Source organism: Pseudoalteromonas sp. DL-6, assembly GCF_004328665.1.
In the GTDB taxonomy this organism is placed as follows: domain Bacteria; phylum Pseudomonadota; class Gammaproteobacteria; order Enterobacterales; family Alteromonadaceae; genus Pseudoalteromonas.
Genome location: NZ_CP019770.1, coordinates 1,613,451 through 1,626,982, shown reverse-complemented (window position 1 = coordinate 1,626,982; position 13,532 = coordinate 1,613,451). Strand labels below are relative to the sequence as shown.

Annotated in this window: 10 protein-coding genes; 9 read left to right on the top strand and 1 reads right to left on the bottom strand. The window is 40.1% G+C overall.

What is annotated here, in order from left to right; all coding sequences use genetic code 11:
• Positions 1 to 580 precede the first annotated feature (580 nt).
• The 7 genes from B1F84_RS07475 to B1F84_RS07440 all read left to right on the top strand — a co-directional run bounded on the left by B1F84_RS07475 (position 581) and on the right by B1F84_RS07440 (position 8,946).
• Positions 581 to 2,167, top strand: a complete 1,587-nt coding sequence (locus B1F84_RS07475; protein WP_076919581.1) for an ABC-F family ATPase — start codon at positions 581 to 583, stop codon at positions 2,165 to 2,167.
• Positions 2,168 to 2,320: 153 nt separating this feature from the next.
• On the top strand, positions 2,321 to 2,803 hold the full coding sequence (gene purE, locus B1F84_RS07465) for a 5-(carboxyamino)imidazole ribonucleotide mutase (RefSeq protein WP_008114610.1): 483 nt from the start codon (positions 2,321 to 2,323) through the stop codon (positions 2,801 to 2,803).
• Positions 2,804 to 2,805: 2 nt separating this feature from the next.
• A complete protein-coding gene (locus B1F84_RS07460; protein WP_131691044.1) occupies positions 2,806 to 3,948 on the top strand; it encodes a 5-(carboxyamino)imidazole ribonucleotide synthase in 1,143 nt (380 codons plus the stop codon).
• A 64-nt stretch (positions 3,949 to 4,012) separates the two neighbouring features.
• A complete protein-coding gene (locus B1F84_RS07455) occupies positions 4,013 to 4,237 on the top strand; it encodes a DUF2798 domain-containing protein (protein WP_076919509.1) in 225 nt (74 codons plus the stop codon).
• Positions 4,238 to 4,240: 3 nt separating this feature from the next.
• Positions 4,241 to 5,170, top strand: a complete 930-nt coding sequence (locus B1F84_RS07450) for a putative sulfate exporter family transporter (protein WP_131691043.1) — start codon at positions 4,241 to 4,243, stop codon at positions 5,168 to 5,170.
• Positions 5,170 to 6,339, top strand: coding sequence for an endonuclease/exonuclease/phosphatase family protein (locus tag B1F84_RS07445; RefSeq protein WP_008114616.1), 1,170 nt, complete (start codon positions 5,170 to 5,172; stop codon positions 6,337 to 6,339). The genes B1F84_RS07450 and B1F84_RS07445 overlap by 1 nt, the downstream gene beginning before the upstream one ends.
• A gap of 105 nt (positions 6,340 to 6,444) precedes the next feature.
• Complete coding sequence (locus B1F84_RS07440) at positions 6,445 to 8,946, top strand: prolyl oligopeptidase family serine peptidase (protein ID WP_131691042.1); 2,502 nt, start codon at positions 6,445 to 6,447, stop codon at positions 8,944 to 8,946.
• A 42-nt stretch (positions 8,947 to 8,988) separates the two neighbouring features.
• Here B1F84_RS07440 and rrtA read toward each other — a convergent pair whose 3' ends face one another.
• The gene (gene rrtA, locus B1F84_RS07435; RefSeq protein ID WP_131691041.1) at positions 8,989 to 9,576 is read right to left on the bottom strand and encodes a rhombosortase; all 588 of its coding nucleotides are present in this window, start codon (positions 9,574 to 9,576) and stop codon (positions 8,989 to 8,991) included.
• A 95-nt stretch (positions 9,577 to 9,671) separates the two neighbouring features.
• On the opposite strand from rrtA, the gene ggt reads away from it, so the two are divergent.
• Positions 9,672 to 11,450, top strand: coding sequence for a gamma-glutamyltransferase (gene ggt / locus B1F84_RS07430; RefSeq protein WP_131691040.1), 1,779 nt, complete (start codon positions 9,672 to 9,674; stop codon positions 11,448 to 11,450).
• A 357-nt stretch (positions 11,451 to 11,807) separates the two neighbouring features.
• Complete coding sequence (locus B1F84_RS07425) at positions 11,808 to 13,502, top strand: NAD-dependent malic enzyme (RefSeq protein WP_131691039.1); 1,695 nt, start codon at positions 11,808 to 11,810, stop codon at positions 13,500 to 13,502.
• The last annotated feature ends 30 nt before the right edge of the window (positions 13,503 to 13,532 follow it).

Here is a 13,532-nt window from a genome sequence, read left to right as displayed (position 1 = left end):
GATTACTAAATTTGAAGTGGTGCAGACTAGCAAAGCAATAAAAGGCTCAAAAGTGAAAAATTATCAATGAATATTAATGCAAAAATTGGGTGTTGTTCATTTTAAGTTAATGCTGTTTTCATTTTGTAGCCGTATAAACTACTATCGAATTTTGGAATAAGACATTTGGCTTAAATGCAGGGGAGTGGGAGTTGAGTTTTTTTCATAGTTATTACTTTCGGCATAGGTAGAGCTAAAACTCTAATACTATAAAAAACGTTAATATAGCCGTATAAAATGTTAATAAAAGTAAAATGCGACCAATTAGCGGTTTAGCACGTTTAATTTAGTTATTTGTCTGTAACGGCGATTGTTTTTTTATTAAACATATTTTTACTGCATAAACAGCACAAGAGTGAATTTTACTCAGCTTTTTTGTCCATTTATCCGTCCATTCCTTTGTCTGTTTTAATGCTTTAATAGTTAATAAACAGAGCTTGTTTACTTTAGGTTGTTACATAAACTTTCATAGAAAAAATCACTCGTTTGGTTTAAACTGCGCGCAATTTAAATACTTCAGTCTCCCTTGGAGGGTAGCGCTATTATTAGTACAGCTAACATCACCATGCAATTTGGTGCTAAACCGTTATTTGAAAATATCTCAGCTAAATTTGGCGAATCAAACCGTTATGGTTTAATTGGTGCCAATGGGTGTGGTAAATCAACGTTTATGAAAATTCTAAGCGGTGAGCTTGAGCCATCATCGGGTAATGTAAGCACAGATCCTAATGAACGTGTTGCTAAACTAAATCAAGATCAATTCGCCTACGAAGAATACTCTGTGATCGACACTGTAATAATGGGTCACAAAGAGCTTTGGGACATCAAACAAGAGCGCGATCGTATATACAGCTTACCGGAAATGAGTGAAGAGGACGGCATGAAGGTAGCCGATCTCGAAACTGAGTTTGCTGAAATGGACGGCTATTCTGCTGAGTCTAAAGCGGGTGAGCTACTTTTGGGTGTTGGTATTGCTACTGAACAACATTACGGCCCTATGTCTGAAATTGCACCAGGTTTTAAACTGCGCGTGCTATTAGCGCAAGTATTGTTTTCAGACCCTGATATCATGTTACTTGATGAGCCTACCAATAACTTGGATATATACACGATTAAGTGGTTAGAAGATGTACTTAATCAACGTGACTGTACCATGATTATCATCTCGCATGACCGTCATTTTTTAAACTCGGTTTGTACACACATGGCCGATATTGACTATGGTGAGTTACGTATTTATCCGGGTAATTACGATGAATATATGTTTGCAGCAACTCAAGCTCGCGAACGTTTATTGAGTGAAAATGCCAAAAAGAAAAGTCAAATTGCTGAACTACAGCAGTTTGTATCGCGTTTTTCTGCTAATGCCTCAAAAGCGAAGCAAGCAACTTCACGTGCAAAACGTATTGATAAAATTCAATTAGACGAAGTAAAAGCCTCATCACGTCAGTCGCCATTTATTCGTTTTGAACAAGAAAAGCAGTTATTCCGTAACGCGCTTGAAATGACCAGCTTATCGCAAGGCTTTGAAGAAACTTTATTCTCAGGATTAGAAGGCCTCGTTGAAGTAGGTGAACGCATTGCTATTATTGGTGAGAATGGTGTGGGTAAAACAACACTACTAAACACCTTAGCAGGGCGTTTAGCACCTAAAAGCGGTGAGTTTAAATGGTCCGAAAATGCTAACATTGGCTATTATGCGCAAGACCATGCCGATGAGTTTGAAAAAGACATGAACTTATTTGAGTGGATGGAACAATGGCAGCAAGAGGGCGATGACGAGCAAGTTGTTCGTAGTTTCTTAGGTCGTATGTTGTTTTCACAAAACGATATCAAAAAATCTGTAAAAGTTATCTCAGGTGGTGAGCAAGGTCGTATGCTGTTTGGTAAAATCATGATGCATAAACCAAATATCTTATTAATGGATGAACCGACTAACCACATGGATATGGAATCTATAGAAGCGCTTAACTTAGCACTTGAAGCGTATGAAGGTACCTTGATGTTTGTATCACACGATCGTCAGTTTGTATCATCAGTTGCTACCCGTATTTGGGAAATTAAAGACGGTAAAATAATCGACTTTAGAGGAAACTACAGCGAATACTTGGCGAGTAAAGAAGCATAACAGCAAGTATTTCAAGCATTTTAAAAAAGCCATGTTTAACATGGCTTTTTTATTGCCTGCTGGTCGCATTATTGCGGTATTTAAGTATATAATACCCGCCATAAAACCGGACATAAGTCCGCTATTTTTAAAATACATTACTGAGGAGTATTTATGACTGTTGGCATTATTATGGGTTCTAAATCAGATTGGCCAACCATGGAACACGCTGCGCTGATGCTAGAAAAATTTGGCATTGCTTATGAAACTAAAGTGGTTTCTGCTCACCGCACTCCTCAATTACTTGCCGATTATGCAAGTTCAGCAAGCGAGCGTGGCATTAAAGTAATTATTGCAGGCGCAGGTGGGGCGGCTCACTTACCGGGTATGGCTGCAGCGTTTACATCATTGCCTGTTTTAGGCGTTCCAGTTAAGTCAAAAGCGTTAAATGGTGTTGATTCATTATTGTCTATTTGCCAGATGCCTAAGGGCGTTGCTGTAGGCACATTGGCTATTGGTGAGCCAGGTGCAGCTAATGCAGGTTTATTGGCTGCACAAATATTAGGCTGTCAAAATCCTGAAATTTTCGCCAAAATTGAAGCGTTTCGCAAAGAGCAAACCGACACTATTCTAGCTAACCCAAATCCTGCAGAGTAATAATGACTATATTAATTTTAGGTGCTGGGCAGCTTGCGCGAATGATGAGCCTTGCTGGCGCACCGCTTAATTTAAATGTGGTTGCTTATGATGTTGGCAGCCAAAAAATTGTGCACCCGCTAACCAACCAAGTGTATTCAACCACACTTGAGCAAGCTATCGATGATGCCGATGCGATTACCGCTGAGTTTGAACATATTCCCGATGATGTATTAACGCTTTGCTGTAATAGCAATAAGTTTTATCCAGGTAAACAAGCTATTAAAACCGGTGGTGACCGTTCGCTTGAAAAAGCCTTGTTAGATAAAACCGAAGTGGCTTGCGCGCCATACCAACTAATTACTGAAAAAGCGCACCTTGAGCAAGCAGTTAAAACATTAGGTAAACCGTTAGTAATAAAAACCTGCCAAGCAGGGTATGACGGCAAAGGCCAATGGCGTTTAAAATCAGATGATGAAATAGACACTATTTGGTCTGAAATGGCCGACTTTATTGCATCAGGTACAGAGCGTGCACCTCATTCAATTATTGCTGAAAAAATGATCCCGTTTGATCGTGAAGTCTCTATTATTGGCGTGCGCGACAAAGAGGGTAACGTTGCAATTTATCCACTTACCGAAAACCAACATACCCATGGTGTATTAACGCTTTCGGTAGCCGGTAAAGATAATAGTTTAGTAGAGAGCCAAGCAACCTCGGCGTTTACCCGTATTGCTAATGAGCTTAATTATGTAGGTGTATTGGCCATAGAGTTTTTTGATGTACAGGGCACGTTATTAGTTAACGAAATTGCCCCTCGCGTGCATAACTCAGGGCATTGGACTCAGCAAGGTGCTCATTGCTCGCAATTTGAAAACCATATGCGCGCTGTCGCAGGTTTACCTTTGGGTAATACGCAAATTAAGCATCCTACTGCTATGATCAATGTATTAGGCCAAGCACAAATTCCTGCTGATGTTTTAAAAACAGCGGATGTAACCAGTCACTGGTATGGTAAAAGTGTTAAGCCAGGTCGTAAAATGGGGCATATAAATGTCTCGGGTGAGAGTTTACAGCAATTAGGTAGCCGCCTAAGTGAACTTACATCTTGCTTGCCAGAGCAGGATTACCCAGGTGTATTAGCTACCAGCAAATCGCTATTATAAGTTAAAAAATAAAGCGATAAATTTAATCCAATTTATCGCTTTACCTTCTAAAGGTTGTTTTTCAATGATTCATCCAAAGTTTCGTACTATTGTGTTTGCTTTTTTTATGGCACTTTTCATGTCTGGGTTTATGTCATTTGTTATTTCAATATTTAATGTGGGCATGGTCGATAATATTGTAACTATATGGCTTAAAGCGTGGTTATTTGCTTTTTGTATTGCCTTTCCCACAGTTGTATTTGTTGCCCCCGTTGTCCATAAACTGACTAATAAACTTATTCGGGCTTAAACTATGATGATCGCTAAACTGCATAAGCCAACATTCATATTATTACTGGCACTGTGTATGACTCCGTTTATAGGAGCAGGAAGTGCATTGGTATTAGGCGCAATATTTGCCATTACCTTAGGCAACCCGTTTAGTGAGCTTTCTCAAAAGGCCAGTAAAGTGATGCTCAAGCTTGCCGTTGTGGGCCTAGGCTTTGCTGTTGATTTTAATGAAGTAATTGAGGTGGGACGCAGCTCTTTAGTATTAACAATTGTTAGTATTACTGCCATAATCGGGCTTGGAGAGATTTTAACCCAGGTTTTTAAGCTTAATCGTAATACAGGCGTGCTAATTTCATTTGGTACCGCTATTTGCGGTGGCAGCGCCATTGCCGCTATGGCACCGGTCATAAAAGCTAAAGATCACGAAGTCGCTGTTGCCTTAGGGATTGTATTTTTACTCAATGGCATGGGATTATTGTTGTTTCCCGCAATTGGGCACTATTTTGAGTTAACCCAACAGCAATTTGGTCTGTGGGCCGCATTAGCCATTCACGATACTAGCAGCGTAGTGGGAGCATCGGCTACTTATGGTGCTGTGGCACTGAGTATTGCCACTACGGTAAAATTGACCCGTGCGATGTGGATCATTCCTTATACAGCGGTTGCGGGAGTGTTTATGCGCTCTGACGAAAAGGCGAGTATTCCTTTATTTATTGTGGGCTTTTTATTAGCCGCATTAATTAATACTTATATGCCGTCGTTTTCATCCACATGGGAACTTATTAATAGTGCGGCTAAGCAATTATTAGTGATGACACTGTTCCTAATTGGCAGTGGTTTGTCGTTATCAGTGCTTAAACAAGCAGGTATAAAGCCGTTTTTGATGGCCATTACTTTGTGGGTTATTGTCAGCAGCACTATTTTATTATTAATTATAGATGGATTCATATAATGAAACGTAATCTGAGTATTACAGCAATCAGCAGTGTGTTATTTGCTGTTTTTTCTACCAGCCCTGTATTGGCTGAATCGCTACGCGTAGCAACCTTCAATGTTAGTATGGACGCCACTAATTACACCGCTAAAAATGAACAAGTAAAAAGTGATGCATTGGTAAACGCGCTTCGTTCAGACCACCAGCAAATTAAAAATATTGCTGAAATAATCCAACGTGTCCGCCCAGATGTGGTGTTACTCAATGAGTTTGACTACATTCCAAAAGAGCAAGGTATTGAGTATTTTAAAAGCCACTACTTAAATGTAGGGCAAAATAATCAAGCAGCAATTGATTACCCATACGTTTACATTGCCCCCGTTAATACTGGCTTAGCAACTGAGTTTGACTTAGACAACGATGGTAAAAAAACCGGTGTAATGGGTGATGCACAGGGCTTTGGTTTTTTTGAAGGCCATTATGCAATGGCGTTTTTATCTCGTTATCCAATTGATTTTGACAATATCAGAACCCTGCAAACCTTTAAGCACAAAGATTTACCCAATGTAAAAATGCCGGTTGACCCAAAAACCAATACCAATTGGTATAACGATGCCGAGTGGAATGCTTTACGTTTAAGCTCTAAATCTTTTTGGGATATACCCGTAAAGGTAAACGATAAAGTAGTCCATATGTTAGCGTCGCATCCAACACCGCCTGTGTTTGACGGCGATGAAGACAGAAATGGCATTCGCAACCATGATGAAATTAGGCTCATTGCTGATTACGTTAATAACGAAAGTTACCTCTATGATGATAACGGTAAAAAGGGTGGCCTTGCAGCACAATCCCGATTTGTGATTTTAGGTGACTTAAATGCCACTGCTGAGGGTGATAAAAAGCGCACTAATACAACAGATCAAATACTTAAAAGCCCATTGATTAACGCTGGCTTCATTCCAACAAGTGAGGGCGCTAAAGAGCAATACTCACAAGCTTATGCTAAAAATTATACCGCTAGCTGGCAAGCACGGGTTGATTACGTTTTACCTTCAAACTATGGATTAACCATTAAAGATGGCGGTGTATTTTGGCCGAAAAAGCAAAGCGAATTATATCGTTTAATTAAAGATAGAAATGCATCAAGTGACCACCGCATGGTATGGCTTGATTTAACGGTTGAATAAACGGGTTATTCACCCCAATATCAGCGTTGTTTATCTTAAATAATTGCAATTATAAAGGTGCTTCTGCTTAAATATGGTTAATTATAATAACCGTCAAGAAGCACTATGATTTTTAAATTCTCATCTTCTAAAACACTTGTTGCAATCGCTGTTGCATCAAGTGTTATGTTAGCGGGTTGTACCGCAACCTCCACAACTTCTACTGACTCATCTATTCAAACAAATACCACCGTTGCTAATGTTGTTAACACGCCCGCAGATTTGGGCGAATCAAAAATCACCCTTGAACAAGCCATGGCGCATCCTGACTGGATTGGACGCCAGCCACAAAGCGCTTTTTGGAGTGCAGATTCAAGTACCATTATTTATGCGCGTAAGCAGCAAGGTAGTGAGCTAAGAGATTTATTCACTCAAGCTGTAAACTCACAAACAGCAGAGCAAGTGGCACTAGAAAAATTACACCGTGTTGGTTCAAGTAAAGCTGTTTTTTCTAACGATAAATCACTTCAAGCTTATGTGTTTGAGGGTAACGTATTTATCAAAAACGTAAAGTCAGGCGTAATTAAACAAATTACGCAAAGCTCTGCTACTGAGTCAAAACCACAGTTTTTAAACGATGGTAACTTAGTGTATCGTCAAGGTAATATCTTTTTCAAAGTGGATTTAACCACAGGTTTAACCCGCGAAATAGCCAATTTAAAACTCGCTGACAAACCACAAGGCGTAAAAGAACCATCAACTTATATTGCCAAAGAGCAACATAAGCTTATTGATTACATTGCACTGCAGCACAAAAATAAACAAGATAAGCATGCGCGTAAAGAGCAAGTAAAAGCCAATAACAGCTCAATTGCTAACACTCATTATTATTTAGGCGATGGCAACACGGTTGATGAAGCAGAGCTTTCTCCAAATGGCGATGCGTTAATTGTAGTCGTACAAGAAAAAAGCTCATGGCGTGGTGAAGGCGATATTATGCCTAATTACATCACTGATGATGCGACGATAGAGCCTAAAAAAGTTCGCCGCCGCGTAGCTGATTCTAAAGAGCAAACTTCTGAGCTTGTTTATATTAACCTTGCAGATCAAAGCCAAACCACATTAGGGTTCAATACTTTACCTGGTTTTGATGAAGATGTACTTGCTGAGGTTAAAAAAGAAAACTACGCCCGTGAAGGCAAAACCTATAAATCTAAAAAACAGCCTCGTGGTATTAACGTTATTTCAGATTGGGGTTGGAATCAATCACCTATTAGCTGGAACGATGATGGTAGCCAAGTAGCTATTATGCTTGAAGCATGGGATAACAAAGATCGTTGGTTAGCCACTGTAGATTTTGAAAATAACAAACTTGTCTCTCAACATCGTTTACATGACGATGCGTGGATTGCCTATGCGTTTAACGACTTTGGTTGGTTAAATAATTCCACTACCTTGTATTATTTATCTGAAGAATCGGGCTATAGCCAGCTTTATAAAAAGCCACTCGATGGTAAAGCGACTGCGCTAACCATGGGTAAATTTGAAGTATCTAATTTAACCCTCACTGATGACAATAACGCTATTTACTATAAAGCGAATGTTGAGCATCCTGGTCTTTACGAAATTTACCGTGTAAACCCACAAACAGGTGTTAGTGAGCAAGTAACAGACTTAAACGGCATGACGGATTACACCTTAAGCCCAGATCAGTCTAAGTTATTATTAAGACACTCTAAAATCACAATGCCCACTGAGCTTTATGTGGCTGAGGCTAAAGCAAACACAACCGCAACTCGTTTAACTAACACGGTATCTGAGACGTTTTTAGCTAAAAAACTCACGGCGCCTAAAATTGTTGCTGTGCCTTCAAGCCATACAGATCAGCCAATATACGCCAAAGTTTATTACCCGGCTGATTACCAAGAAGGTGAAACAGGTAAAAACCGTAAAGCGGTTATTTTTAACCACGGTGCCGGTTACCTGCAAAATTCACACATGGGTTGGTCTGGTTACTTTCGCGAATTTATGTTTCATTCATTACTTGCCGATGAAGGTTACGTAGTGATGGATATGGATTACCGTGCTTCTAAAGGTTATGGCCGTGATTGGCGTACTGCTATTTACCGCCAAATGGGAACACCTGAAACACAAGATTTAGCTGACGGCGTAAAATGGATGGCTGAAAATGCCAACGTTGATACTCAAGCGGTTGGTACTTATGGTGGTTCATACGGCGGATTTATGACCTTTATGGCGTTATTTACCGCGCCAGATTTGTTTCAATCAGGAGCGGCGCTTCGCCCTGTGACTGATTGGGCACATTACAACACGGGCTATACCGCTAACATTTTGAATCACCCAGATGTTGACCCAATTGCTTATGAGCGTAGTTCACCTATTTACTATGCAGAAGGGCTTAAAAAGCATTTATTAATCAATGCGCCTATGGTTGATGATAATGTGTTCTTTCAAGATTCAGTGCGTTTAGTGCAGCGTTTAATAGAACTTGAGAAAGAAAACTTTGAAACAGCAATCTTCCCAGTAGAGCCGCATGGTTTTGTGCAGCCTTCGAGCTGGTTAGACGAATACCGTCGTATTTATAAGTTGTTTAAAGAAACACTATAAATAGCGGTAAATTAATAAAAAACGCCACAATGTGGCGTTTTTTTATTCTTTATTTCTGCTGATGAATTTAATAATTAAAGGAGCGCCTAACAATACGCCACCAATTGCGCCTATTAAATGTGCATCAACAGCCACCGTTGAGTTGATCAATGCGCCTATATCAGCACTAGGGCCATTTATTTGTTCAGCGATTAACTTTACCCACACACCAATAAACAACACATAACCCGATTTAAGTCCAACAGTGACATCCTTTATCGCTCCCCAAATGATCACGCCATGCAATAGGGCACTAAGCCCTGTGTAAATTGTAATTGTGGGGCAAAACCAAAAAACACCTAAGCCACACCAAATTGCCAATGTGGCAATATTAAAACCATATCTGCTTGGTGATGTGTACTCACCATGCAATAACCAAATAAGCACTATACCAGCGCAATTCAGCCCTAAGTGCGCCCAGTTGGCATGTACAAATTGGCTGGTAAATAAACGCCATAGTTGGCCTTGTTCAATCAGTTGACGATTAAATTCAAGTTCGTCGTTTATACCCAGCCATGCTAAAAGTGAGCTTAATAAAATTAAACACAAAGGAGGGAAAACATAGCGCGGCTGAAGAGGTAAATTAAGCATTTAGGGATCATTTTTATATTTATTTTTGCATATTGTGCCTGTTTAACTTTAAGATGCCAATTATCTTCCATGCAATTTAAGTTTAATCAGTAATTATGAATTTTAAGCTCCACTCTTTATTTGCTCTCTCTTTAAGTGCACTGTCTTTACCTTTATTTGCACAGCAAGCAAGCACAATTGAAACACGTGAACCTGAAGCGGCTACTGGCGTTGTACAAAAACAATTAGTGGCTGGTGATAAATATATGGTTGCCGCGGCAAACCCGTATGCTTCACAAGCGGGTAGAGCCATTTTAGCCCAAGGCGGTAGTGCTGTTGATGCCGCTATTGCCACACAATTAGTACTTACATTAGTCGAGCCGCAATCATCAGGCATTGGTGGTGGTACATTTATGATGTATTACAACAAAGCTAATAATAAACTTACCAGCTTTGATGGCCGCGAAACCGCACCGAGTAATGCCGATGCTAACCTGTTTTTAAATAAACACGGCAATGCAGTAAAATGGATAGAAGCGGTTGTAGGTGGCCGCTCTGTAGGCGTACCTGGTATATTACATGCGTTTGCCAGCGCCCATAAACAGTATGGCACCTTACCTTGGGCTAGCTTATTTAAACCTGCAATTACCCTTGCTGAGCAAGGGTTTGAAGTATCGCCTCGATTACATGGGTTACTGGTTAGGCAACTAAACCCAGGCGTAATGAGTATGCCGGTGATTAATGAGTATTTTTTTCCTAATGGCAAAGTAATTGAAGTAGGTAGTATTAAAAAAAATCAGCCATTGGCTAATTTATATAAAGATATTGCTTCAAAAGGAATAGATGCGTTTTACAAAGGCGATAACGCTAAAGCCATGGTAAAAGCGGTGCAAAAATCAAAAATCGCGCCTGGTAAATTATCTGTGCAAGACCTTGCTAATTACAGCAGTAAAGAGCGTGCACCCGTTTGTATAAAATATCGAGTGTATAATGTGTGCTCTATGGCGCCTCCTAGCAGTGGTGGTGTTGCAGTGCTACAAATTTTAGGTTTGCTTGAACACAAAGACATGGCTAGCATAAAAGCCAATAGTTCCGATGCAATTCATTACTTTAGCCAAGCCTCACGTATTGCGTTTGCCGATCGTAATAAATACATTGGCGACCCTGACTTTACCCAAGTACCTACCCAAGAATTATTAGATAAAGACTATATTGCCACCCGCGCGAAATTAATTACTGAAAAAGATCAAAAAGCACAGCCAGGCAACCCAGTAGATTACTTAAGCTATGCAAACGATGATTCTTTTGAGCTGCCCTCTACCTCACACGTATCGATTGTTGATAGCAACGGCAACGCCGTATCAATGACCAGCTCTATTGAAATGGCGTTTGGCTCAACAGTGATGGTAAATGGTTATATTTTAAATAATCAGCTAACTGATTTTTCACTTTCGCCACGTAAAAATGGCAAGTTAGTGGCTAACAGAGTAGAAGCGCATAAACGCCCGCGTAGCTCAATGTCACCGGTGATGGTATTTAACCAAGATGGCAGCTTACGCTTAGTGGTGGGTTCTCCTGGTGGGAGTCGTATTATTGATTATGTAGCGCAAGTGGTTATTGGTGTTCTAGATTGGGATTTAAACGCCCAACAAGCCATTAATTTACCCCGAACCACCAATCGTAATGATTATACTAGCCTTGAGAAAGGTACTGAGCTTGAAGCGCTTGTACCAGAGCTTGAAGAGCGCGGCCATGATGTACGTGTGATTGACCTAAACTCAGGCTTGCATGCGGTAGAGGTAAAAAACAACCGTTTGTATGGCGCTGCCGATCCGCGCAGAGAAGGGATGGCGTTATCTGATTTAAGTAATATTAAAGCCTCATTTAAATTTTAAAACATGTATAATAAACAGCAGGTTTGCTGCCTGCTGTTTTAAATGTAACAGATTAATAGTTAATAACTATTTGGTTGAAAATAGCATGTTAACTAACGTAAAAAAATTAGCAAACCTAAACATAATTGGCACTGTTGTAACCATTAAACAAAGCACGCACATTATTTAATGCGCGTTTAACGTTTTAAACCCACATCAGGCAGCTAACATATTCACCAAATATGAGTGGCTTTATACTAAAGTAGCGCTTGTATTTGTACATTTTCAATGGTCTGACAAGCTTAAATGTCATTGCAATTTAGCCTTTAACAATGATAATGGCAGATCATTATTTAAGATTCAGTAAAGCTTGGAAATATGACTACAAATACCGATCCAAATTATCTTTATATTCCTTATTCTGGCCCAGGCCTAATTGAAACCCCGTTATTGAATAAAGGAAGTGCATTTAGCCAAAAAGAGCGTGAAAACTTTAATCTTGCTGGTTTACTTCCACCTCGTTACGAAACAATAGAAGAGCAAGTTGAGCGTTGTTACCAACAGTACTCAAGTTTTAATGACAACTTAAATAAGCACATCTATTTACGTGCCATTCAAGACAATAACGAAACGCTTTACTACCGTTTGGTACGCGATCATATTGAAGAAATGATGCCTATTATTTACACCCCAACGGTGGGTGATGCCTGTGAGAAGTTTTCTGATATTTATCGCAGTGCCCGTGGTTTGTTTATTTCTTATGAAGATCGCTTTCAAATTGACGATATTTTACGTAATGCCACTAAAGGTAAAGTTAAAGTTATCGTGGTTACCGATGGCGAACGTATTTTAGGCTTGGGCGACCAAGGTATTGGCGGTATGGGGATTCCAATTGGTAAGCTTTCTTTGTATACCGCCTGTGGCGGTATTAGCCCAGCGTACACATTACCGGTTATGCTTGATGTAGGTACCAATAACGAAAAACTATTAAACGACCCAATGTACATGGGTGCTCGACATAAGCGTATTGCGCAAGATGAGTACGATGAGTTTTTAGATTTATTCATTAAAGCGGTTAAGCGTCGTTGGCCAAGCGTGTTACTGCAATTTGAAGACTTTGCACAACCAAATGCTATGCCATTATTAAAGCGTTACCGTAATGAAATTTGTAGCTTTAATGATGACATTCAAGGTACTGCATCGGTTACTGTGGGCTCTTTATTAGCAGCTTGTCGTGTTAAAGGCGCTAAACTATCGACTCAAAAAGTCGTGTTTGTCGGCGCAGGCTCTGCAGGGTGTGGTATTGCTGAACAAATTGTTAGCACTATGGTGGCTGAAGGCATCAGTGAAGCACAAGCACGCAGCCAAGTGTTTATGGTTGACCGCTTTGGCTTGTTAACTGATGGCATGGAAGGCTTACGCGACTTCCAACAAATGTTAGCGCAACCAACAAGCTGCCTAGCCGATTGGACTTACAGCGGCGAATACGCGTCATTATTAGATGTAATGCACTGCGCTGAACCAGATATTTTAATTGGTGTATCAGGTCAACCGGGCTTATTTACTGAGCAAGTTATTCGCGCTATGCACGCGAAATGTGAAGCACCTATTATTTTCCCGTTAAGTAATCCATCTAAACAAGTAGAAGCTTACCCAGAAGATGTTATCAAATGGACTGATGGTAAAGCGATTGTAGCCACAGGTAGCCCATTTGAGCCTGTTGTTTATAACGGCGTGACTTACCCCATTCCTCAATGTAATAACAGCTATATTTTCCCTGGTATTGGTTTAGGTGTAATTGCTGCTAAAGCAACGCGTATTACCGATGCAATGTTAATTATGTCGAGCGAAATGTTGGCAGAGTCATCACCATTAGCCAATACAGGTAAAGGTAGCTTATTACCTGCGTTAACAGAAATTGAAACGCTGAGTAAACGCATTGCTTTTGCAGTCGCTAAAAAAGCGATTGAAGAGGGCGTTGCCCTTGAAATTTCAGATGATGCACTGTGGGCAGCCATCGACAGAAACTACTGGTTACCGAAGTATCGTAACTACAAGCGTTGCAGCATTTAATGCTTCATTACTAAAAAAACAGGCTTTTGC

Bases quoted from the DNA above. Each gene is read 5' to 3' on its own strand.
- B1F84_RS07445 (WP_008114616.1), top strand. From the start codon at position 5,170: ATGAAACGTAATCTGAGTATTACAGCAATCAGCAGTGTGTTATTTGCT.
- rrtA (WP_131691041.1), bottom strand. From the start codon at position 9,576: ATGCTTAATTTACCTCTTCAGCCGCGCTATGTTTTCCCTCCTTTGTGT.
- B1F84_RS07450 (WP_131691043.1), top strand. From the start codon at position 4,241: ATGATGATCGCTAAACTGCATAAGCCAACATTCATATTATTACTGGCA.
- purE (WP_008114610.1), top strand. From the start codon at position 2,321: ATGACTGTTGGCATTATTATGGGTTCTAAATCAGATTGGCCAACCATG.
- B1F84_RS07440 (WP_131691042.1), top strand. From the start codon at position 6,445: ATGATTTTTAAATTCTCATCTTCTAAAACACTTGTTGCAATCGCTGTT.
- ggt (WP_131691040.1), top strand. From the start codon at position 9,672: ATGAATTTTAAGCTCCACTCTTTATTTGCTCTCTCTTTAAGTGCACTG.
- B1F84_RS07460 (WP_131691044.1), top strand. From the start codon at position 2,806: ATGACTATATTAATTTTAGGTGCTGGGCAGCTTGCGCGAATGATGAGC.
- B1F84_RS07455 (WP_076919509.1), top strand. From the start codon at position 4,013: ATGATTCATCCAAAGTTTCGTACTATTGTGTTTGCTTTTTTTATGGCA.
- B1F84_RS07425 (WP_131691039.1), top strand. From the start codon at position 11,808: ATGACTACAAATACCGATCCAAATTATCTTTATATTCCTTATTCTGGC.